The 23,343-nt window shown below is 43.5% G+C and carries 22 protein-coding genes; 20 read left to right on the top strand and 2 right to left on the bottom strand.

Translation table 11 applies throughout. The annotated features are described in order from the left end of the window. Positions 1-5: 5 nt before the first annotated feature. Genes LRM48_RS03050 through rsmA form a run of 3 tightly spaced genes read left to right on the top strand, consistent with a single transcriptional unit; the run spans position 6 to position 3,034 of the window. A complete protein-coding gene (locus tag LRM48_RS03050; protein ID WP_243812251.1) occupies positions 6-1,172 on the top strand; it encodes a resuscitation-promoting factor in 1,167 nt (388 codons plus the stop codon). 38 nt (positions 1,173-1,210) lie between these two features. Then, positions 1,211-2,248, top strand: a complete 1,038-nt coding sequence (locus LRM48_RS03045) for a G5 domain-containing protein (protein WP_243812252.1) — start codon at positions 1,211-1,213, stop codon at positions 2,246-2,248. Next, on the top strand, positions 2,249-3,034 hold the full coding sequence (rsmA, locus tag LRM48_RS03040; RefSeq protein ID WP_243812253.1) for a 16S rRNA (adenine(1518)-N(6)/adenine(1519)-N(6))-dimethyltransferase RsmA: 786 nt from the start codon (positions 2,249-2,251) through the stop codon (positions 3,032-3,034). It begins immediately after the preceding gene. Between the two features lie 55 nt (positions 3,035-3,089). Here the strand turns inward: rsmA and LRM48_RS03035 are convergent, their stop codons facing one another. Then, complete coding sequence (locus LRM48_RS03035) at positions 3,090-4,547, bottom strand: N-acetylmuramoyl-L-alanine amidase family protein (RefSeq protein WP_146424191.1); 1,458 nt, start codon at positions 4,545-4,547, stop codon at positions 3,090-3,092. Between the two features lie 101 nt (positions 4,548-4,648). Between LRM48_RS03035 and metG the strand changes: the two genes are divergently transcribed. From metG to LRM48_RS02950, 17 genes are all read left to right on the top strand, one after another. After that, positions 4,649-6,160, top strand: coding sequence for a methionine--tRNA ligase (gene metG / locus LRM48_RS03030; protein ID WP_243812254.1), 1,512 nt, complete (start codon positions 4,649-4,651; stop codon positions 6,158-6,160). Between the two features lie 3 nt (positions 6,161-6,163). Further along, positions 6,164-6,982: a TatD family hydrolase gene (locus tag LRM48_RS03025; protein WP_243812255.1), complete on the top strand. Its 819-nt coding sequence runs from the start codon at positions 6,164-6,166 to the stop codon at positions 6,980-6,982. 11 nt (positions 6,983-6,993) lie between these two features. Next, positions 6,994-7,299: a hypothetical protein gene (locus LRM48_RS03020; RefSeq protein ID WP_243812256.1), complete on the top strand. Its 306-nt coding sequence runs from the start codon at positions 6,994-6,996 to the stop codon at positions 7,297-7,299. Between the two features lie 8 nt (positions 7,300-7,307). Further along, positions 7,308-7,733, top strand: coding sequence for a hypothetical protein (locus tag LRM48_RS03015; RefSeq protein WP_129744394.1), 426 nt, complete (start codon positions 7,308-7,310; stop codon positions 7,731-7,733). A gap of 12 nt (positions 7,734-7,745) precedes the next feature. After that, positions 7,746-8,903 (top strand): cysteine desulfurase family protein, encoded by a 1,158-nt coding sequence (locus LRM48_RS03010; protein WP_243812257.1) that lies wholly within the window; start codon positions 7,746-7,748, stop codon positions 8,901-8,903. Further along, positions 8,900-9,496: a YdcF family protein gene (locus tag LRM48_RS03005; RefSeq protein WP_243812258.1), complete on the top strand. Its 597-nt coding sequence runs from the start codon at positions 8,900-8,902 to the stop codon at positions 9,494-9,496. Before LRM48_RS03010 ends, LRM48_RS03005 begins: the two co-directional genes overlap by 4 nt. Beyond that, on the top strand, positions 9,493-10,545 hold the full coding sequence (mnmA, locus tag LRM48_RS03000) for a tRNA 2-thiouridine(34) synthase MnmA (RefSeq protein WP_243812259.1): 1,053 nt from the start codon (positions 9,493-9,495) through the stop codon (positions 10,543-10,545). The genes LRM48_RS03005 and mnmA overlap by 4 nt, the downstream gene beginning before the upstream one ends. Positions 10,546-10,621: 76 nt before the next feature. Continuing rightward, complete coding sequence (gene rpsP / locus LRM48_RS02995; RefSeq protein ID WP_243812260.1) at positions 10,622-10,969, top strand: 30S ribosomal protein S16; 348 nt, start codon at positions 10,622-10,624, stop codon at positions 10,967-10,969. A gap of 73 nt (positions 10,970-11,042) precedes the next feature. Further along, complete coding sequence (locus tag LRM48_RS02990; RefSeq protein WP_243812261.1) at positions 11,043-12,926, top strand: alanine--tRNA ligase; 1,884 nt, start codon at positions 11,043-11,045, stop codon at positions 12,924-12,926. Positions 12,927-12,975: 49 nt separating this feature from the next. Further along, positions 12,976-14,238 (top strand): cell division FtsA domain-containing protein, encoded by a 1,263-nt coding sequence (locus LRM48_RS02985; protein ID WP_129744399.1) that lies wholly within the window; start codon positions 12,976-12,978, stop codon positions 14,236-14,238. 1 nt (position 14,239) lies between these two features. Then, a complete protein-coding gene (locus LRM48_RS02980; protein ID WP_243812262.1) occupies positions 14,240-15,871 on the top strand; it encodes a baseplate J/gp47 family protein in 1,632 nt (543 codons plus the stop codon). Further along, positions 15,861-16,274, top strand: coding sequence for a Holliday junction resolvase RuvX (gene ruvX, locus LRM48_RS02975; protein WP_129631399.1), 414 nt, complete (start codon positions 15,861-15,863; stop codon positions 16,272-16,274). The genes LRM48_RS02980 and ruvX overlap by 11 nt, the downstream gene beginning before the upstream one ends. After that, the gene (gene mltG / locus LRM48_RS02970) at positions 16,261-17,337 is read left to right on the top strand and encodes an endolytic transglycosylase MltG (protein WP_243812263.1); all 1,077 of its coding nucleotides are present in this window, start codon (positions 16,261-16,263) and stop codon (positions 17,335-17,337) included. Before ruvX ends, mltG begins: the two co-directional genes overlap by 14 nt. A gap of 189 nt (positions 17,338-17,526) precedes the next feature. Next, entirely contained in the window at positions 17,527-18,714 is a 1,188-nt protein-coding gene (locus LRM48_RS02965) for a CHAP domain-containing protein (RefSeq protein ID WP_243812264.1), read from the top strand. Between the two features lie 60 nt (positions 18,715-18,774). Then, entirely contained in the window at positions 18,775-20,097 is a 1,323-nt protein-coding gene (gene obgE / locus LRM48_RS02960; RefSeq protein ID WP_243812265.1) for a GTPase ObgE, read from the top strand. Between the two features lie 47 nt (positions 20,098-20,144). After that, positions 20,145-21,563 (top strand): exodeoxyribonuclease I, encoded by a 1,419-nt coding sequence (sbcB, locus tag LRM48_RS02955; protein WP_243812266.1) that lies wholly within the window; start codon positions 20,145-20,147, stop codon positions 21,561-21,563. Positions 21,564-21,640: 77 nt separating this feature from the next. Next, a complete protein-coding gene (locus tag LRM48_RS02950; protein WP_243812267.1) occupies positions 21,641-22,903 on the top strand; it encodes a WD40/YVTN/BNR-like repeat-containing protein in 1,263 nt (420 codons plus the stop codon). 2 nt (positions 22,904-22,905) lie between these two features. On the opposite strand, the gene LRM48_RS02945 is transcribed toward LRM48_RS02950, so the two are convergent. Further along, complete coding sequence (locus tag LRM48_RS02945; RefSeq protein WP_243812268.1) at positions 22,906-23,292, bottom strand: hypothetical protein; 387 nt, start codon at positions 23,290-23,292, stop codon at positions 22,906-22,908. Between the last annotated feature and the right edge of the window lie 51 nt (positions 23,293-23,343).

Genomic DNA, 23,343 nt, shown 5'->3' with positions numbered 1-23,343 from the left:
AACTTATGGGTATAAGATTACAGACAAAACACTATTCTAAGAAAATTACGTTCGTTTCTGGCGCGATATTGATGCTGGTTGGCGGTTTATTTTTTGTCAATCAAGCATTGGCCGACGCCACTAAGCCAGCAGCCAAGGCTGGTGAGAAGTTGGTGACGATTTACGACAGGGGCGCAGAAAAGACGATTGTTACAAAAGCGAGGACGATTCGCGAGGCTTTGAAATTGGCTAAGTTTTCTATTGATGAACGCCAAGATGTAGTCGAGCCGAGTCTTGATTCGGAGATGGTGGCGGAGAAGTACAGCATTAACATTTTCCGCGCTCGTCCAATAACAATCGTCGATGGAAATAAGCGTCTAAAGGTAACTACTGCCGAGCAGACGCCGGCTTTGATTGCGAAGGCCGCTGGAATTGAAGTTTTTGAAGAGGATAAAACTACTTTATCCAATTCCGATAATATGGCGGTTGATGGCGCAAACATGGTGATGAAAATTGACAGAGCGTCGATGGTTAATTTTGTGCTTTACGGCAAAGAGTCTGTCATTCGCACACATGCTAAGACGGTTGGCGAGCTATTGAAAGAGAAGAATATAGACCCAAAGAAAGATGATACGCTATCTGTGGATCGTTCGGCAAAAATTATTCCTGGAATGAAAATTGAACTCTGGCGTAATGGCAAGCAAACTATAACCGCAGAAGAAGATGTGAAATTTGAGGTTGAAAAAGTTCAAGACGCGAATCGAGATTCGGGATATCGCGAAGTAAAACAAGCGGGCGAGAACGGTAAGAAAAATGTCACTTATGAAATCGAGATGAAGAACGGTGTGGAGGTGAGTCGTAAGGAAATCGCTAGCGTTATAACGAAAGAACCAAAGAAGCAGATTGAAATTGTGGGGACGAAAAGCTCTACGTCATTTTCTGGTAGTTTTTCTGAAGCACTTGCTAGACTAAGAAGCTGCGAGGGTAGCTATACATCGAATACTGGAAATGGATATTACGGCGCATACCAGTTTGACAAACGAACTTGGGGAAATTATGGCGGATACGAACTGGCTTCTGACGCTCCAGCTGCTGTGCAAGACGAAAAGGCATGGCAAACTTATAAGGCTCGTGGATGGCAACCGTGGCCGACCTGTAAGGTTAAAATGGGACTTCAGGACATCTATAGATAATAGTTCCAAAATATGATATAATTTTTCTAATACATTGTGTGAATTGTCAAATTATTATGCGCGCAAAAGGTTTATTTTTTGGAAAAATTATTGGATTGGCTATGCTGGTTGCGATTGCAACTCCAATGATTTCGTTTGCTGACGGAAAGACTTCTGATGAGCATTTGGTTCGTATTTATGATCGCGGCGAGGAAAAGACCATTATCACAAGTGCATTGACCGTCCGACAGGCTTTGCGTGCAGCTAAGATTACGATTGACGAAAAGATTGACGCGGTTGAGCCAAATATTGATATGGAACTGACGGGCGCGAAATACCAGGTCAATATTTTCCGCGCTCGTCCAATAACAATCGTTGATGGAAATAAACGCCTGAAAATAACCACTGCCGAACAAACGCCAGCTTTGATTGCGAAGGCCGCTGGGCTGACTTTGTATCGCGAGGACAAGACGCATTTTACGAATTCTGACGATCTTTTGGTGAACGGCGTTGGTTTGGTGATGAAGATTGAACGATCAAAACAGCGAACAATAACCGAAGAAGTTGATATTAATTTTGATATTGAGCAGATTAAGGACGATTCTCAGCCGATTGGATTTAAGAGTGTAAAACAACTTGGAGAAAAGGGTGTGCGGAAGGTGACTTATCAGGTTGAGGTAGAGAACGAGCGCGAGATTAGTCGTAAGGAATTTGCTAGCGAAATCACAAAGCAGTCAAAGAAGCAGATTGAAATAATTGGCACGAAGCCTAAAAATCCATTGACGAAAAGTAAGGGCGCGCAGATATTTACCGATTCTAAGGGCGTGGCGCATCGTGAAACGTATTATGATTTGCCGATGAACATTGTGATAAAATCCTGCGGCAGTGGCGGTACTTATACAGTGCGGGCGGATGGTGCGAAGGTTGATAAAGATGGTTATATTTTGGTGGCGGCCAATTATGGCAATTATCCACGATGTTCGGTGGTTGAGACCAGCATGGGTCCGGGAAAGGTTTACGATACCGGTGGATTCGCAGCCAAACATCCGCACGGATTCGACTTGGCGACTGACTGGACGAATGGAGATGGTCGCTAAATGGCTTCTTCTCATGGACCAAAAAAATCGCTCGGACAGCACTGGCTGAAGGATCCGGAGATTTTGGCGGATATTGCTGAAGCGGCCGAATTGACGGGTGATGATGTTGTACTGGAGATTGGACCAGGGCTAGGTACTTTGACTAGTCGCTTGTTGGCTCGGGCTAATTCGGTGACCGCCGTGGAATTTGACGCGGATTTGGCGCGAAAATTACCAGGGCAATTTCCTGGGAAAAAATTAACTGTCGTAAATCAAGATATATTGCAATTTGACCTGAACCAATTGCCAAAAAATTACAAAGTCGTAGCTAACGTCCCATATTACATCACCAGCAAAATTGTTGAAAAATTGATGACCGCGGAAAATAAGCCGAGCATTGCGGTGCTGTTGGTGCAAAAAGAAGTTGCCGAGCGAATTGCGGCAGAGGCTGGGAATATGAGTGTTCTGTCTGTGAGCGTTCAGATTTTTGCTGAGGCGGAGATAGATATTGAAGTGCCGCGGCAATTCTTCACGCCACCGCCAAAAGTTGACTCGCAGGTTGTGATTTTGAGAACTCGTAATAATCCGTTAATTACTCCAGAAGATCAGAGAGATTTTTTCCGCATTGTTAAGGCTGGATTTTCTGCAAAGCGTAAGAAGTTGCGCTCCAGCTTAAGCGGTGGGCTGGGGATTGATAAAAGTGCCGTGGAAGAATTGCTGAAAAATGCAGGAATTTCACCAGATGCTCGCGCTGAAGATTTGGCGATTGAAGATTGGAAGAGGCTACTGAAAGAGTGGCGGAATTAAATAAGAACGACTCAGCGGTTTTAAACTGAGTCGTTCTTTACGCTAAAAGACTGAATTAATCTATCAAATTCTCGTGCTTTAAATCCTTAACGGCGTTGGTGGCTTCTTCTTCGGTGAACTTATAATAGCTGATAAGAGTTTTTATCAAGTTACTTCTACTATATTTTCCATTGTTCAGAATATCTATAGCTCGTAGTCGTGCTCGTTCGGTGTAATTGATATTGTATTCTGCTAGCACTTCCCGAACTTCTGATTCTACGAATTCATTAATATCTGTCAGATGACGTATTATGCTATTCTTTGAATATAGTTTAATCCACTCCCAGTCGCCGCTATCTATGTAGTGTCTATTTATCCAATCGCGTATATTTATCTTGAAGTCGTAATTTAGTCGATTAACTCCTGTTTCTGCCTCTTCTTTAGTGAAATGGTCCTCATTCTGCAGCCATTTTATGATGCGCGATTTTGAAGATCCAGACAGATAGTCTTTCAGTAGTCTTTCTGCTTGTCGTTGAGCGTTATATGTAAAGTCAATTTTTACTGTATTAAAGGCATTGTCGATCTCTTCTTTTGTGAATCCTTTAGCTGTGAGGTGTTTTTCGTAGTTGATTTTTGATGAGATGGTATACGTGTGTTCTATATTCTGTAGGTTCTTTATAGCTTGATCTTTAAAGAATTTAGAAAAGTCAATTTCGCTGCTCAGTGCCGCAAAAGCCTTATTAACCTCTTCTTCTGAGAACATGTAAGTACTGTGGCTATTTTCGCTAACGTTACGGAGAGTGAGGCTGCGTATCATTGAATATTTCGAGTATCGAAATGTCATGGAATTATTAGAGTTGTTCTGGTCGTCTACGATTTTTTTAATTGCTCTTTTCGCGTTATCTACAGCGTTGTATTCTGGGTAAATTGTCTCGATTAGCTGAAGCGCTGTATTGTATTCATCTCTTTTTCCAAAGGTGATACTATAGGCTTCGCTATATTTGGAAATATCGGACCTATATAGGTTTAGTGTTTTGCTGTTGAATCGGTTTTTGGCTTTCTCTGCTAATTCTCTTGAAAACCTCTTATCCCATTTTCCATCGCCTCCAACTACATAGTTATCTGGTGTGACGGCATTCTTTAACATATCGCCATTTTGACCGACGTAGTAGTCGCCGACCCACTGGTCGTGCAACATGTGACCTTTAGTGTCGAAGTAGTACCACTTGTCTCCGATCATCTTCCAGGTGTTTTCGGTCATGTGACCGCTGGTATTAAAGTAATACCAATGTCCGTTTATATATTCCCATTTACTGTGAATGATATATCCACGCCCATCAAAGTAGTACCACTTGTCGCCAATCCTCTCCCATTTGCTCTTTGGGTAGCTACCGTCCGAATTTCTATACCACCATCCGATTGAGTCTTTGCGCCAATCTCCGCCTGCTGCATGGGTTATTGTAGGTGTGCTTGCTGTGACTATGGTGGTACTTACGATCATTGCTGCCACTAAGCTTTTTAAAATTTTCTTCACAATCTCCTCCTGTTAAGTATTGTTTCAATTTTTATTATAACATACTATGATTGACATTTACGCCAGTGGCGGCACTCTGCTGAATCTGTTATAATTTCTTTATGACTAAGAAACACGCTTACATCACTACCGCTATTCCTTACGTAAACGGCTTGCCGCACATTGGGCATGCTATGGATTATATGTTGGCAGACGTGTGGGCGCGTTATTCCAGGCAGAACGGGCGTGAAGTTCGTTTTCAAGCTGGTGTAGATGAGCATGGTAATAAAATTGCCGCCAAAGCTGCCAGCCAAAATCAAACACCTCAAGAATATGTCGATCAAACGCACGTCAATTTTAAGAAGATGATCGCTGATCTGAATATTTCAGTGACGGATTTTATTCGAACAACTGACGCGCATCATGTTGCTGCGGTGCAATATATTTGGCAAAAACTCGTTGAGGCTGGCTATATTTACAAAGGTTCGTATGAAGGCTGGTATTGTCAGGGGTGCGAAGCTTTCGTTACGGATAAAGAAGCTGCCGATAATAATGGGGTTTGTCCAGATCACCAGACGCCGTATCAGCGTTTGAGTGAGGAAAATTACTATTTTAAGACCAGTGCTTTTTCAGACAATATTCGTCAGGCAATTGAGTCAAATAAAATGAGAATCGTGCCTGAATTCCGTAAAAAAGAGTTTTTGGAATTGATGAAAGATGGCTTGAAAGATGTGTCGGTTTCTCGTCCGCGTAAAAATCTTAGCTGGGGCGTGCCGGTTCCTGGCGATGATAATCAAGTCATGTACGTTTGGCTAGATGCTCTGAGTAATTACATTACGGTTATCGGTTATCCTGATCGTCCAGAAGAGTGGCAATCATTCTGGCCGGCTGACGTGCAAGTTATCGGCAAGGACATTCTCCGCTTCCACGCTGGTATTTGGCCGGCAATGCTCATGGCGCTAGATTTACCGCTTCCGAAGGTTTTACTTGTTCATGGATTTATTAATTCTGGCGGGATGAAAATGTCAAAGAGCCTTGGAAATGGTGTTGGTCCGACTGACATTATTCCAGATTACGGCGCCGAGGCGTTTCGATATTATTTCTTGCGCCACGTACCAACGCAAGATGACGGCGACTTTACTTGGGAAAAGTTTGAGGCTGCGTATAATGGTGAGCTCGGTAATGATTTGGGCAATTTGGTTCAGCGAGTTGCTAAAATGGTGCAGAATTATCAAGCGGGCGTTATTGGTGACGCTCCACAATCAGAGCACGACATGGGGCCGTATCGTCAGGCAATGGAAAGTTATATGTTCGATCAAGCAATGGACGAAATTTGGCTAATTGTTCGCTCTTTGAATCAATATATTGAGCGAGTTCAGCCTTGGCAAGTTGCTAAAAATCGTGATAAAGATCCAGAAGCAGAGTCGCATTTGAGTGAGATCTTGGCGCACGCTTGTGGCACATTATTGCAAGTGTCTGACATGCTTCGTCCATTTATGCCGCAAACTGCCGAGAAAATTCATGATATGTTTGCTAGTGGTGTCGTGCCGTCAGAATTGACGCCTTTGTTCCCGCGCAAATATATTCACACGCCAGATCCACGCGCTCCGAAAACAGAATCTCAGGTTAAATAGTTTATGGTCGAAGCAGATAAGAAAAGTGCGACTGAGGGTTTACGTCTGATAGATTCGCATTGTCATTTGCACGATACGGAATTTTTTACGGACAATCGCGAGCAATTTTATAAAGAAACGGTCGAGGCGAATATTGGCATGGTTTGTGTCGGTACTGACCAACGAAGCAGTCGCCAGGCTGTGGAATTCGCCGCGAATCATGAGTTTACTTGGGTGGCAATTGGTGTTCATCCGCACGATACGAAAGATGGCTGGAGAGATGTAAAAACTTTGCTAGAGAATAAGACGGAAAACTCTCCGATTGTGGCAATTGGTGAGATTGGGCTTGATTATTATTACAATAACAGTCCGCGGGAAACGCAAATTGAGGGCTTGGAGGCACAACTTCAAATGGCGATTGATTACAATTTGCCAGTAAGTTTTCATGTTCGCGATGGCGCCGCAGGTCAACCGTCGGTTTGGGATGATTTTTGGCCAATTTTTGACAATTTTCACGGGCTTCGCGGCGTACTACATAGCTTTACGGATACGCGTGATAATTTGGAAAAGGGTTTTTCGCGAAATTTGTACGTTGGACTTAATGGAATTAGTACATTCACAAAGGATCAATTGCAGAAAGAATTGTTCGCTTCAATCCCGCTGGAGCGATTATTACTAGAAACTGATGCGCCGTTCTTGACACCAGCGCCGTTTCGTGGTAATATAAACAAGCCAGAATATGTGAGATTGGTGGCTGAATATTGGGCGAAGCAGCGAAATATTGATTTTGATGTTTTAAGCCAAGCTACTCTTCACAACACAAAAGAACTTTTTGGCATTTGAAAGTGGAGAAAATGAATAGTACGCCGAAATGTGTTACAGAAACACTTGAATTAGAGGCCACCCGCGAAGAACTTGCCGCGATTCTTTCTGATGCCGAGCAACGCGATAATTCTAAGGTGAACCCTGAATTGGGGAAGACTGCGTTTGACGTAGCGAATATCCCTAATAACGAGGCGGTTGATTTTTGTAATCAAGCACTTGGCGGTTATGAAAAAAGACTTGATTATATTAAAAACAATCCGCTTAAAACCGTGCAGACAATTGGTATTTCACTTCAACGCTTACGTGAATACAAAACAGAGGGGAGTTGTAGGTGACTAAGTTTTTGAAAAAAGTACGAAGTTTGGTTTTTGCTGATGATAGCGACGCGGTGTCTTTATTGAAATTCCGTAAAAAAGATCGTCCATTAAAGAAATTTACCGAGCGCGAGCTAATCCAATTGGAGAGTGAAATTGGCGCAACAATTTTTGGCGAGAAGCCGGCGTATGTTGCGCGACGAGAATTTTTTAATTTAGATAAAGATACCTGGATTTGGTACGAAGAAGTTGCTGATGGTAAGGGTGGCCGGCAAGAATTGACGACACGTTATGAAGTGCAACCAAAGGGAATTTTGAAGATTCAGCCGAATTATCGCTATAGTTACTTGGAGGGCGACGAACTTCAGAATTTTGTCTTGGCAACTAAGGAATATTACGAACGAGTTTCTCGGCAATTATATAAGAAAGATCCGCAAACCGGTCGGCCGCTTTGATATAATAAAAAAGTGAATAAAGACTATATCTATCTTGATCATGCTGCTGCTACGCCAATGGATCCGTTGGTGATTGAGGCGATGTTACCATATTTTTCTGAAAAGTTTTTCAATCCGTCTAGTCCGTACGCTCCGGCAATATTCACAAAGCGTGAATATCAAGACGCGAAGGCTCGGCTGGCGCGCTGTTTGGGTGTGATGGCTGATGAATTGATAATGACAGCTGGAGCAACTGAGTCTGTCAATTTGGCTTTCAATGCAGCAAATGGCGTAAGTTTAATTTCGGCAATTGAGCATGACTCGGTGATTAATTCCGCGAAAGCGCGTTCGGAAGTGAAGCTAATCCTGCCAATGAAAAATGGACGAATAGAACCGAACACGGTTAAAAAAATGTTAACGCCAGATGTTGGATTTGTTAGTGTTGCGCTGGTGAATCATGAGCTGGGCTACATTCAGCCAATTGAAGAAATTGCGGAAATTGTAAAAGCCGAGCGACTTAGGCGCCAAGAAAATGGCGAATCTTTACCGTTGATTTTCCATACAGATGCTTCGCAGGCGGCGGCTTTAATTGACGTGAAGATTAAAAGGCTGGGCGTTGATTTATTGACATTATCTGCGGCGAAAGTTTACGGTCCAAAGCAGGTTGGTTTACTGTGGATGCGGCCCGGCGTTACGCTGAAAGCTAATATTTTTGGTGGCGGTCAAGAATTAGGGTTGCGCAGTGGAACTGAAAACGTTGCTGGGGTGGTTGGCTTTGCGACTGCTTTGGAATTGGCACAAAAACGACGTTCTGCCGAAGTGAAGCGACTGCGAAAACTACGAGAAAATTTGGTAAAAGATTTGAAGCAAGTTTTTCCTGATATGTTGATATCATCAGATATGAAAAAAAGTTTGGTGAGTTTTTTGAATATATCATTTTCTGGAATTGATGCTGAAAGATTGGTGTTTTTATTAGAATCTCGCGGGGTTTTAGTGGCTACGGGGAGTGCTTGCGCGGCTAATTCCGGGACGCGTTCTCATGTACTGGCGAGTGTTGGTCTGAGTGAAGTAGAAATTGACGGAAGTCTAAGGCTTACCTTAGGTAAGTTGAATAATGATGAGAATATAAAGCGAGCTGGCGAATTTATCATTGAGACTGTGCAAGCGGAAATGAAGAGGACTCGTCGATGATTCATAAACTAGTTGGCTTGATGATTTTTGCTGCTTTGGTGATTTTTGGGCTTAGCGCATATTTGTCGCCGAATGATTTGGGAAAATGCCAAAGTGTGGGTGAGGGCGATTGCCGTAAGGCCGATGCAATAGTTGTTGTCAGCGGTGGCGATACGAATGCGCGAACCGACGAGGCTATTAAACTGTATAAAGAAGGTTGGGCACCGTTGATCGTTGTGTCGGGTGCGGCGGCTGATAAAACTGGTCCATCTAACGCTAAGGCTATGTACCAGCGAGCGATTAATAGCGGCGTTCCTGAGAAAGCTATTGTTATGGACGAATCTTCCGAGACAACCAGACAAAACGCCACCGAGGTGAAGAAAATTGTCGATTCGCGAAAAATTGAAGATGTGATTTTGGTGACAAGTGGATACCATATGCGTCGGGCGCAACTCGAATTTTCAGCACAATTTAACGACGTGAAGATTCGAAGTCATCCTGTCGCTTCTGATAAAAACTGGAGTTCGTGGTGGTGGTTAACGCCGTGGGGCTGGTGGTTGGCAATGGGTGAATTAATGAGAATTGGGCTATTCGCCCTGGGGTTGTCCAGATGAGCAAGAAAGTTTTTGTTGGAATGTCGGGCGGTGTAGATTCCTCTGTGGCCGCGGCACTTTTAGTTGAGCAGGGTTACGATGTAACGGGTGTTTATATGAAAAACTGGTCTGAAGATCTTCCTGGAATGCATTGTCCGTGGGCGGAAGATGTTGCTGACGCTAAGCGTGTGGCGGTTGGTTTGGGTATTGATTTTCGAGTTTTTGATTTCCAGAAAGAATATAAGCAAAACGTTGTCGATTATATGATTCGTGAATATCAAGCGGGTCGCACGCCAAACCCAGATATTATGTGTAATCAAGAAGTGAAGTTTAAGATATTTTTGGAGGTTTCGTTGGCGGCTGGAGCGGATTATATCGCGACAGGGCATTATGCGCGTGTTGCTCATGAATCGTCTTCGTCAGCCAAATTGTTACGCGCCCGTGATGATAATAAAGACCAAACCTACTTCTTATATCGAGTGACTTCGGAAGCTTTGTCAAAAACCATATTTCCGTTGGGTGATTTTACTAAGGCGGAAGTTCGCGAAATGGCGAAAGAGCGCGGTTTGTGGACGGCTAGTAAAAAGGAATCGATGGGAATTTGTTTTGTTGGGCAAGTTGGAATTCGCGAGTTTTTGTCGGAATATGTTAAAACTGCGCCAGGAAATATCATTGATCAGCAGACGGGATCTGTCGTTGGTAAGCATGACGGCGCAATTTTTTATACGCTTGGTCAGCGTCACGGGCTGAATGTTGGTGGCGGATTACCTTATTATGTTGTGGGCAAGGATATGGAGAAAAATGAGGTTTACGTGTCGCGCTCAATTGATAATGAAAGTTTGTGGCGAAAAGAACTTAGGCTGGCGGATATTCATTGGATTAATCAAGCGCCGCATAAAGATAAGGATGTGCAAGTTCGGTTGCGTCATCGAGGCGCTTTATTTGATGCGAAAATTGACGGAGATATTGTGCGTCTTTCTGCTTCGGAGCGTGCCGTAGCCGCGGGTCAATCTGCGGTAATATATGACGGCGATGAATGTTTGGGTGGCGGAATCGTGAAAACAGATTGACGTTATAGGAAAAATAGTGTAAACTGTTCTAAAGTAAGGAATAATAAAACGTAGAGTTAAAGGAAGAATTAATTTTATGCTAGCAATTCGTTTGCAACGTTTGGGTCGCAAAGGTTATCCAGTATATCGCTTGGCGGTACAAGAAGCACATCGTCATCCATCAAGCGGTCGTGTAGTCGCTTATGTAGGTAGCTACAATCCACACATTAAAGAATCAAATATCCAAGTTGAGTTGGCTCAGAAATATTTGGACAATGGCGCACAGCCAACACCACGCGTAGTTAAATTATTGAAAGAAGCTGGCGTTAAATTGCCAAAGTGGGTTAAGGAAGTCTCAGCTGACAAGCACAAAGCCATCCGCAATCCAGAAAAGCTTCGCAAGAATCAACCAAAAGAAGAGCCAGCTGAAGAAGTAGCTGAATAATCTGTTAAGATTGGCGATTTGACCCATAAACCCCATCTGTAAGGTGGGGTTATTTTATGGTATAATAACACTCATGAATGCCCAAAAAATACGTAGTAAATATCTTGAATTTTATAAAAAACAAGGTCACGCCGTCGTTGAGCGTGCGCCGTTGATTTTAACTAATGACCCGACGACTTTATTTACAGGCGCCGGAATGCAGCCGATGATTCCGTACTTGCTTGGTGAGACACACCCCGAAGGTAAGAGAATTGCCGATTCTCAAACGTGTTTGCGAGCGCAGGACATCGACGACATTGGCGACAATCGTCATACAACGTTTTTTGAGATGCTTGGAAACTGGAGTTTGGGCGACTATTTTAAGGAAGAGCAAATTGGCTGGATGTGGACGTTTTTGACCGAGGAAATTGGTCTTGATCCGCAGAGATTGTATGTAACGTGTTTTATTGGTGCGCCGGAATATAATATTGAGAAAGATGTTGAAGCGGCTAAATTGTGGCAGAAAAAGTTTGCAGAAAAGGGCATCGATGCAAAAATGGCGGATATCGGCAGTGAAGAGCAGGGAGCGGCGCGTGGTGTAAATCCAGGTGAAAGAATTTTCTTTTATGACGGCAGTAAAAACTGGTGGAGTCGCAATGGCGGTCCAGAAACTACTCCGGTTGGCGATCCGTGTGGTCCGGATAGCGAGATGTTTTATGAGTTTGATTTCATTGAGCACGACCCAAAATTTGGTGAAAATTGTCATCCGAACTGTGATTGTGGTCGATTTATGGAGATTGGTAATAACGTATTTATGGCGTACAAAAAAGTTGCTGAGGGGCAATTTGAACCACTCGATAAGCCAAATATTGATCATGGATCTGGACTTGAGCGAATCGCGGCTGCAGCAAATAATGATCCTGACGTCTTTAAGATTAGTTTGCTTTGGCCGATTATTGAAAAACTGCAAGATCTGAGTGGCAAAGATTATGCTTCACATACCGAAAGTATGCGAGTGATTGCTGATCATTTGAGGGCTGCGACGTTTATGGCGGTTGATGGGTGCGTGCCAAGCAATAAAGAACAGGGCTATGTGATGCGTCGTCTGCTCCGTCGGGCAATTCGCTATAGTTTTGATTTGGGAATCGAGCAGAATTTCCTACAAGAAGTTGTGCCGACGATTGCTGATTTGTATGAAGCCGATTTTCCAGAGGTAAAGAATAATCGCGATAATATAATTGCCGTCCTTGTTAAGGAAGAGAAAGCTTTTCGACAGACTTTGAGAAAAGGTTTGCGACAAATGCAGCGCTACATTGACGATGGCTTGACCGGTGAAGAATTGTTTACTTTGTACGACACTTTCGGTTTCCCAGTTGAACTCAGCACGGAAGAGGCATATAAACAAGGAATTAAGCTTTCGGACAATTGGCGCGAGGAATTTACCGCGAAAATGAATGAGCAGCGACAGCGCTCTAAGACGGCTCGCAAGGGGCAATTTAGCGGTGGCTTGGAAGGTCATGACTCTATTCATCTGAAATATCACACGGCGACGCATCTGTTGGGTGCGGCGTTACGCAAGGTTTTGAATGCGCCAGATTTACAGCAACACGGAAGTAATATTACCGCCGATCGATTGCGCTTTGATTTTAATCACGATAAATTGACGCCAGAAGAAAAACAGGCGGTCGAAGATCAAGTTAACGCTTGGATTGATGAAGATTTGCCAGTTGGTTTTGCTGTTTATCCAACGAGCGAGGCGCTAAATATGGGTGCAATTGGCGCGTTTGGTGAGCGTTACGGCGACGAAGTTAAGGTGTATTCTATTGGCAAGGATGATAATGTCGTCAGCTTCGAAGTTTGCGGCGGTCCGCACGTCGAGCGTACTGGAGTTTTGGCTGAAGATGGCAAGCGATTCAAAATCACCAAAGAAGAATCTAGTTCGGCTGGAATTCGTCGAATCAAGGCTGTTTTAAGATAGATAATTAACTGTTGCTCTAAAATCACAAGCGTTATATAATATTTCTTATATGGCATTGAAAGACATGTTGAAGAAGCCTGACAAAGATAGTCGCGAGCTATTGGTTAGCTTAGATATTGGTACGGAAGTGGTTAAGGCGTTGATTGCTGAAGTTAAAGACGACGAGCTGAAGATTATTGGCGTTGGTCGAAAGCAGCAGGAAATGGGCGATATGCACAGTGGTGCGATTGCTGATATTGCTGGGGTTGTGGCGAATTGCGAGGAGGCTCTGTCTGAGGCTGAAGATCAAGCTGGTGTTCAGGGTAAGCGGGTCGTTATTGGCATTGCGGGTGAACTAGTCAAAGGTGTGACGAACACTATTCGCTATCGCAGGCCGCAGCCGAATAAGCCACTAGACATTGCTGAGATGGAGTTTATCATTGAGAAAGTTCAGGAGCGAGCTCAAGGAAAGGCTCAGGCTCAAATTGCACTGGAAACTGGTAATGAAGATGTTGAGGTGAAATTGGTCAACTCGGCGCTGGTGAGTATTCATATTGATGGCTATAAAGTTTCGAACCCGATTAGTTTTCAGGGGCGAGATGTGGCGGTACAGATTTACACGGCGTTTGCTCCGATGGTTCACATTGGCGCGTTGGAGAAGGTTGCGGACGAGCTTGCGCTGGATTTGGTGGCTGTGGCTGCCGAGCCATTTGCGGTGAGTAGGAGCGTTTTGGGATCGGATACGGATAGCAATTTCACGGCGATTCTAGCAGATATTGGTGGCGGCACGACGGATATTGCAGTTGTTAATGACGGCGGAGTCGAAGGTACAAAGATGTTTGGTATTGGCGGACGAAGTTTCACTAGAACTATTGCGGCTGACCTGGATTTAAGCTTCAAAGATGCAGAAAAGTTGAAGCTGAATATTGATAATGAGAATTTGAAGCCTAGTGTAAAGAAAAAAGTTGATGCGGCGATCGATAAGACTTTGGAAGTTTGGCTATCAGGCGTTGAACTGGCGCTGAGCGATTTTGATAATGTCGATTATTTGCCGAATAGGATTTTACTGTGTGGTGGTGGATCGAGCCTAAAGAAAATTACTGAAGCTCTGAAAACTCGACGCTGGCCAGAAGACCTGCCTTTTACTAAGAAGCCAGTAGTTCAATATATCAATCCAAGTGATATTACAGGGATAATTGATGAAACTGGAGATATTAGCGATCATACATTTGTAACCGCAATGGGCTTGTTGCGAGTTGGATATGATACAATTATCGGTAGCCAAGACGGTAATAGTTTAGTTGAAAAAGTAAATAGGTTGTTAAAGATTTAAAATGAATAAAGACGTTATTTATATCGATGTAGAAGACGACATTACGACGATAATTAGTAAGATTAAGGCGTCGAAAGAGCGAATTATTGCGTTAGTGCCGCCTCGAAGAATTGGCGTTTTACAGAGTGCGGTCAATATTCGATTACTAGCTCGGGCGGCAACTTCGGCGGATAAGAGAATTGTGTTAATCACGAATGATTCGGTTTTGGCTGGATTGGCGGCAACGGCGAAAATTCCTATTGCAAAAACGCTTCAGAGCAAGCCAGAAATTGCGGAGATTCCAGTTCTGAAAGTTGATGACGACAATGATGTGATTGATGGCGGCAAGCTGGCGGTTGGAGATATGGCGGATTCCGCGAAAAGATCAAAGAAATCTGATGAAGATTCTGCCGTAGATAATGTTATAGCTGACGCAAATAAGAAGGAGTCTAAGGGGTTGGACTCTCTGAAAAAGATAGTTAAAAAACCGAAGGTCCCTGATTTTAATACATTTCGTAAAAAGTTCTTACTGATAGGCGGTAGTGTATTACTTTTCGTTGTATTTTTGGTTTGGGCAATTTGGTTTGCGCCACACGCTACGGTTATTATTTCAGCAAAGACGACCAGTGTGACAGTCAGTGATACCGTCAGCTTGAATGAAACAGCCACTACAAGCGCGAAATCTAATGTCATTAAATCTGTAAAGAAAGAATTAGCAAAGGAAGTTAGTGTTGAATTTTCTGCTACAGGCAAAAAGAATGTCGGAGAAAAGGCGACCGGAGTGGTGGTTTTTAAGAATGTTTCCCCAGATAGTGTTACTATTGCAGCTGGTACAATTTTAAAGAATAGTGGGTTATCTTACACTTTAAATTCTTCTGTGACTGTTCCAGGCGGTTCTTATCAGCGTAATTGTCCAGGATATATTTGCCCGGGTTCTGCTTCTGGCGTAATTACCGCCAGTGAGGGCGGAGCTCAGTATAATGCAGCCACTGGCAGTATGAGTATTTCGGTTGATGACATTTCTGCGTCGCTACGGTCTGCTACTAGTGGCGGCACGGATAAAACTGCGACGGTTGTGACGGCTAGTGATATAGAATCGGCAAAAAGCAAGCTGAGTGAAAAGAAGATTGATGGATTAAAAGAGCAGTTGTTGTCATCATTCGGCGATTCGGCAACGGTTATAACAGAAAGCTACGTTGAAAATCGATCAGATCCTAATTCAAGTATAGCGGTAGACGGCGAAGCGACTGGAGCTGTAACTCTAAAATCGACAATTACCGCCAGTGCGTTGGCTATTGACAAGAATGAACTAAAGAACTTTGTGGAAGCAAAACTTAAAGAGGAGATTTCTGGTAAGAAGTCACAGAGAATTTATGACAATGGAGTAAACAAGGTTACGTTCTCGCAATTTTCTAAGGCGCATAATACGCAGACTGTGCGCTTAACTACGAATGGCAAGGTTGGTCCAGATATTAAAGAAGCGAACGTAAAGGATCAAGCCAAAGGCAAGAGTTACGGAGAGGTTCAGTCTGCTATTGAATCTATCGAAGGTGTTGAAGATGTTGATGTTAAATTCTCGCCATTCTGGGTTAAATCTGTTCCAAAAGATATCAATAAGATTAATGTCGAGTTTAAGATAAAAGATGTCAAGTAAAAACTTTTTAGCGCTGGATGTTGGATCGCGGCGAATTGGTTTGGCTATGGCAGATTCGCAAGTGAAGATCGCCGTGCCGTTTGGTTGGTTGGAGAATAATGAAAATATTGTCCAGGAAATAACAGAGCTGGTATTGAGGCATGATATCGATACGATCGTAGTGGGCTATCCACGAAATCAATCCGGTGAACCAACGAAGCAGACGGAATTTGTAGAAGAATTTGTTAAGCAATTTGAAGACATTGAGCTTGATACGGAGATTGTTTTTCAAGACGAATCTTTAACAAGTGTGCAGGCTGAGCAGAGATTGGGGAATAAAATTAAAGATAAGGGCGAGATTGATGCGGAGGCTGCTAGCATAATTTTGCAGGATTTTTTGGAGGAAAATTATGAAAATTCGTAAACGACGTATTTGGCTATTGGTGCTGTCAATAGTTGTGGCTATCGCTGGAATCGGCGCCCTTGGGGCAACAGTGTGGTACAAGCAGATGCTTTCTCCTGTCGACGTAAATAGTCAGCAAACCTTCAGAATTAATATTAAAGAAGGTATGGGGTCTAGCGATATCGCCAAAACTTTAGAGGATAATAAAATTATCAAAAACTCTTTAGCGTTTTCTATTTACATAAGGCTTCATAATTCGGCAAGCAAATTCAAGGCTGGTGTTTATTCTGTAAAAGCTTCACAATCTGTCGATGAAATAATTAATCATTTGACCAGTGGTAAAACTGATGAGATTGCTATAACATTTTATCCTGGATCGACTTTGAATAAAAAAATAAAGAATTCTGATGGCAGAGAGGTTGAATCTGTGCTGCTTAAGGCGGGATTCTCGGACGATCAGATAAAAAAGGCATTTGCTGCTAAGTATGACAGTCTAGTTTTTGCGGGTAGACCGGAAAATGCTGGGCTTGAGGGGTATATTTACGGTGAAACATTCTATATTTCCCCGGATGAAACCGCAGAACAGGTTTTACAGCGGTCAATTGATCATCTGGAGAAAATTGTTAAGAAGTATAATCTGGAGGAGAAATTTAAAGCTCGTGGGCTGACCTTATATCAAGGGATAACAGTAGCGTCGATTATTCAGCGCGAATCGATTGGCTGTGGGTCTGGCGTGGAAACTTGCGAAGATCAGCGTAAGATTGCTAGTGTATTTTACAATCGCCTGAAAGCCAATATGCCGTTGGGTTCTGATGTAACGTATCAATATATTGCTGACAAAACAGGGGTAGAGCGTTCGCCAAACCTTAAATCGCCGTATAATACACGCGTTCAAAAAGGCTTAACTCCTGGACCAATCGCTTCGCCTAGTTTGAGCGCGTTAAACGCCGCTGCCGACCCAATAAACTCTGATTATCTATATTTCCTGAGTGGCGACGATGATATTACGTATTTCGCGAAAACCAACGAAGAGCACGAGACTAACGTCAAGGCTCATTGTCAAAAGAAGTGCCAGATTTCTTGACAAAAACGCATTTTATAAAATTTATTGACTTTATTGTCAATGTTGTGTAAAATAGATGTTAGATCATTTGTCTAATTTATCAACAGGGGTGAATTACGATAAATGACCTGCCAAAATTGTCGCTACGGATATAGCAAAACTAATGTAGAATAATAATAATCAATTAGGTCGACAACATATCCTGTTCTGTTGCGAGAAGAAAGACAATTTGGTAGAGGTGCTAGTGGTAACATTGGCGCAAGGAGAACGATTATTCGTAACCATTTTACATCTCTTCGGAGTAAAAAACGTAAACTGCAATCATTTGCAATCTACGGTGGAATATTTTTATTGACTATATCATTTTTGATCTACGGTAATAGCGGTAGTAATGTATCCGCTGAAAGATCAAAAACTTTGGCATCATCTGAAACTACTGGTGTTTCGTCGGCATCTAAGTCTGCTAAGTCTAAAACAGCTTCAGTAGATGAATTAGCAGCAGCTAATGCTGTAACTAACTTGGCGGAAACGGCGGAATTGCCTTCGGCCGGTGATTTACGCGAGTCTGAAACTTCACTAACAATTAAGAAGAATCTTTCTCAGAATGATGCAGAAGTCATAACAAAACCTGACATTATTAAGCCAGACACTTCGGCGGCGCGTGGTATTTCATCTTACGTAACTAAAGAGGGTGATACGATGGAGTCTATTGCTAAGAAATTTAAGATTTCGTCTCAGACACTTCGTTGGGCTAATAATACAACTTCGGACGCTGTAGAGCCGAATAAGACTCTAGTTGTGCCTCTCGTTGACGGTGTTGTTTATACCGTTAAAGACGGCGATACTGCCCAATCTCTGGCAGAAAAGTATAAGACGAGCGCTGAGCGTGTTGTTCTATACAATGACATCGATGACGGCGCCAAGCTGTCTACTGGCTCTAGAATTGTGTTGCCTGGAGGTGAACTTCCAGAAAATGAGCGACCTGGTTATGTTGCTCCGCGAAGCAGGTCGTACGGAAATCGATACTCTTCGGCATCATCTACTACTACGAGCGCGAGTCGAAGCTGGTTGACCGCTTCTGTCGGTAACCGCTATGCAGCAGGTAACTGTACATGGTATGCATACGAGCGTCGTTTGCAGCTTGGTCGTCCGATTGGTAGTTTCTGGGGCAATGCTAATACTTGGGCTACAAGTGCTCGTGCCGCTGGATTCGTAGTTAATAATACGCCAGCACCTGGTGCGATATTCCAGACTACTGCCGGATATTATGGTCACGTCGGTATTGTTGAGCGAGTTGAAAACGGTGTGGTTTACGTTAGTGACATGAACTACGCAGGTTATGGAATCATTACTCACCGTACACTCAACGGTGCAGGCGGTTATCTATATATCCACTAGAACTAGTTAATATTAGCACCTCCGCTATCTATCGGGGGTGCTTTTTGGTATACTAAAGATATGTTTGTAGATATTGCAAAAGTTTTAGTGCGCGCCGGTAGAGGCGGTAATGGCGTAGTAAGTTTTCGTCATGAGAAATACGTCGATAAGGGTGGTCCTGATGGCGGTGATGGCGGTCGTGGTGGTGATATTGTTTTTTTGGCGACGAAGGATCTTAATACGCTTTTGAATTTTAGATATAAACCGGAACTTAAGGCTGAAAAAGGCGGCGATGGCGGAAAACGTAATAAACGAGGAAAAAGCGGTGCGCCGCTAATTGTTAAAGTGCCAATGGGCACCCTAGTGAAGCGCGACGGTATGGTGATCGCAGATTTGACTGAAGACCAACAACAAGCGGTGGTGGCTCGCGGTGGAGATGGTGGATTTGGAAATGCACACTTTACGTCTAGTACGCGTCAAACGCCTAAAATTGCTGAACTTGGTGAGGCTGGCGAGGAATTCGAGGCAGAGTTGGAATTGAAATTATTGGCTGATGTTGGTTTGGTTGGCTTTCCGAACGCTGGTAAGTCGACGTTCCTGAGTGTGGTTTCTAATGCGCGCCCAGAGATTGCCAATTATGAGTTTACGACTTTGACGCCGAATTTGGGGGTTGCCGATGTTGACGATGGATCGGTTTTGATCGCTGATATTCCGGGGTTGATTGAAGGCGCATCAGAAGGTAAAGGTTTGGGTGATCAATTTTTGCGTCATGTCGAGCGAACGGCCGTGCTGCTTCATATGATTGACGTATATAGCGATGACCCGGCAGAGAAATATCAGGCAATTCGTCGCGAGCTGGAAAAATATTCTGAATCATTGGCGGAGCGTCCAGAAGTAATAGCACTGACCAAATGCGAAGGTTTGGGTGATGAGATTATTGCTATGCAGTCGACTGTCCTTCAAAAAGTAGCTAATGGCGCGCCGGTCGTGGCGATTTCTTCTCAAACGCACGACGGAGTAACTGAGCTTCTACGAATGTTGCGTGATGAGGTTGCTAAATATCGAGAGCGTGAAGCTGAGATTGTCGATGAAAAAGAGGAAGATTTGCCGACAATTTCGTTGGACTATCAGGTTATTTCTGATGCTTGGTCTGTAAGGCGAGTTTCTGATACTGAGCCTAATGAGACTGACGATGAAGATGAGAAGATTGAGTTTATTGTTACGGGCGCTAAGATTGAAAAATTTGCTCGTCGGACTAACTTTGATCAGTTTGAATCTGTTAATCGCTTGCGAGATATTATGCGAAAAATGGGAATTACTCACGAATTGTTGCGCCAAGGAGCGACTGGTGAAAGTCTGATTCAGATTGGCGAATCTATGCCGTTTACATTGGTCGAGCAATAGATTTTTAATTGCGTAAATTAGCGTGAGCTTGATGATATAATATGAATATGGCGCAAACATTTTTCTTCTACGACCTTGAAACTAGCGGTCTTAATCCTCGACAAGATCGAATTATGCAATTTGCCGGTCAGCGAACCGATATGGATTTGCAACCGATTGGTGAACCGTACAATATTCTCGTGACGCTAAATGACGATACGCTGCCGAGTCCTGATGCGTTGATGGTGACGGGCATAACGCCGCAAAAAACTGTCGAAGAAGGTTATACCGAGGCTCAATTTGCGCGTATATTAAGCGAGGAAATATTTACGCCTGATACGATTGCTGTTGGTTTTAATAATATTCGTTTTGACGACGAGTTTATTCGTCATTTGTTTTGGCGGAATTTTTACGATCCATACGAGTGGACTTGGAAAGACGGTCGATCCAGGTGGGATTTATTGGATGTGGTGCGCTTGACCAGGGCGCTTCGACCCGAGGGAATTGAATGGCCAATTGATGACAAAGGTGAGCCGAGTAACCGTTTGGAACTCATCACGAAAGCTAACGGAATAGAGCATGAAAATGCACATGACGCGCTGGCGGACGTGACCGCGTTGATTGCTGTGGCTAAATTGATTAAGCAGAATCAGCCGCAAATGTACGACTATTTGCTGAAAATGCGCGATAAGAAATTGGTGCAGAAACTGGTGAATGTCGATGATAAAAAACCTTTTGTTTACGCGAGTGGTCGTTATGATAAAGAATTCGCTAAAACAACCGTGGCTTTTCCGCTAACTACGAGCCGAAATGGTGGCGTGATTGTTTATGATTTGCGATATGATCCGACGCCGTTTGTTGATCTGGGCGTTGAGGAATTGTCGGCGAAGATATTTGCAACGTGGGAAGAAAGGCAAGCTGAGGATTTCGTTAAATTGCCAGTTAAGGAATTGCAATATAATCGTTGCCCGGCAGTTTCGCCACTTGGCGTGTTGACTCAGGGCGATGGCTGGAAGAAAATTTCTCTGGATGCGGAAACTGTGCAGAAGCACCAAGATATTTTACTTTCTCATCCAGACTTTGCTGAAAGGTTGCGTAGTATATTTGAGAATAAGCCAGAGTTTAAGAAAATGACCGATCCAGAAGCGCAATTATATGATGGGTTTTTAGATAATAGCGATCGAGTTCGTGTTGAAGCCGTGCGTAATGCTGGCGAGCGCGAGTTGGCTGATTTTCATCCAGATTTTCAGGATGAGCGATTGTCACCACTATTGCTGCATTATAAAGCGCGAAGTTTTCCTAATTTGCTTAGTGAAGATGAATTGCGACAATGGGAAGAATGGCGAACTGGGCGTTTACAGGCGCAAATGCCGCAATTTATGAAATCTCTGCAGCGATTGGCGCCTAGTGCGACTGACGAACAGCAGTTTATTTTGCAAGAATTGCAGTTATGGCTGGAATCGGTCTTGCCTTCTGTTGACGCCTGAAATGCGGTTATGCTAAAATTGAAGCAATTAGATAAAAAGTGGAATATTAATTAGGCAATTTAAGGAGGGTGGCTCTGATGTCATTTAAGAGTAGGGGTCGTAAATTATATGTAAGTGTGATGGCGTTTATTTCCGTGTTTACACTTTCTTTGTCTGCAATATTAGCGCCGTTAGTCAGGGCGGAAGATGCACCGCTGTATACTTGGAAGGACATAACTATACCTGGGCATGGTGATATTTCGGAGTCACGGGTTAGTCTGGACGGATCAAAACTTTTTGTCTTGCGTAGAGATTTAGCTAGCGGCAGTGTTAATCTTCTTGTTTCTGCGAATGATGGTGCAAGCTGGAGCACTTTCGCTGCACCAGAGGGCGCGAATGGACTACTAGTTAGCTCCGATGGTTCTAAGTTGGTCGTAAAGGGGAAGTATGGTGAAAATGCCATCTATGTTTCTACTGATGGTGGTCGAACTTGGGTTAAGCGTAATTCGTTTGTTCCTCATACTGCGCGTGTATTGATGAGCCCAGACGGCTCCACGCTGGTCACATACTGGGAACATAGTCTCTATAATGATCCTATGGCAGTATCTACTGATGACGGCAATACTTGGATTCCAAAGGGAGATGAATATCCCGACTATGTCTTTAATGGCGGAAAGATGGCTCGCCGGAGTAATGACGGTACGTTACGACAATCTACCGACTATGGCATGACTTGGTCTACGATTGGGGGCTCTGCTGGTCGTGTTAGCTTCAGTTCTGACGGTAAAAGCGTGTTTGACGGTTTTCGCACGTCTATAGACGGCGGCGCCAACTGGGTTCAGTTGCCCGAGTATCCTATAGACACTATACGCACTGCCGAACTTGGCGGTATTAGTAATGATGGTAAAAAACTGTTTATTACGTTTAGGGATGACTCTATAGATGATCCGCTTTTGCCGGTTTTTGTATCTTCAAATGGAGGTAAAACTTGGCAAAAATGGGGGGATGAGAACATTTCTTCCTCATCTGTCTCTATGTCTGCTGATGGGTCTAAGATATTCGCAATATCGCAAGTTACATATCCGGATTTTAAGCCCGTATATCGCCTAGCAATTCTATCAACACCTCCACCTGTAACTCCTGGCGATGCAGGCTCGGGTACAGGCGGAACTGTCGCTTCATCTACAAGCTCTGCGTCCTCGGGCGCTTCAACCGCCGCAACACCATCATCCACTTCCAGTAAAAAACCAGAAAAACCCTCAAGAATTCTTGCGGAAACAGGAAACTCTATTTGGCTAGTTAGTGGGTTAGCTGTTATCGCCATTGTAGCTGGCGGATTAGCGCTAAGAAAACGACCGTAAAATTAACTCATAGACGGAGCGAGCTTTTGAGATTCAATCTCATCATGAGACTCGCTCTTTTTCATACTGGAAAGTAGATAAATTGATAATAAAATAAGTTCGCTTTTTTGATTTGGTGTAAAGTAACGGATTTTTCTGTTGATTCGTCGTTGTGCGATTTCGCCGGCAATGCCAATGAGCTCCCAGAACAGGGCAGAAAGTGATTTTCTGAGGATAATTGCCAACGGTACGATAATTGCCCAGAAAATAACCATTAAAATTGCGGGCAGACTGATGTTTGTGAAGGGGATTTTTCCTAGGAAAAAGAAGAAAAAAAGTTGGTCAATTACAAAAGGTGCGAGTAGTATCGCTCCGAGTGTTATAACTAAGTAAATGCCCAGCTTTCTCATAGATTTAACTGTAACAAATAAGATATTGACTTGCAATCATAAGCGTAATGT

Origin of the sequence: Candidatus Nanosynbacter sp. TM7-008, assembly GCF_022828245.2 — a bacterium.
In the GTDB taxonomy this organism is placed as follows: Bacteria; Patescibacteriota; Saccharimonadia; order Saccharimonadales; family Saccharimonadaceae; genus Nanosynbacter.
Note: the sequence above shows the minus strand (reverse complement) of the source record. Positions and strands in the feature narration are given on the sequence as shown.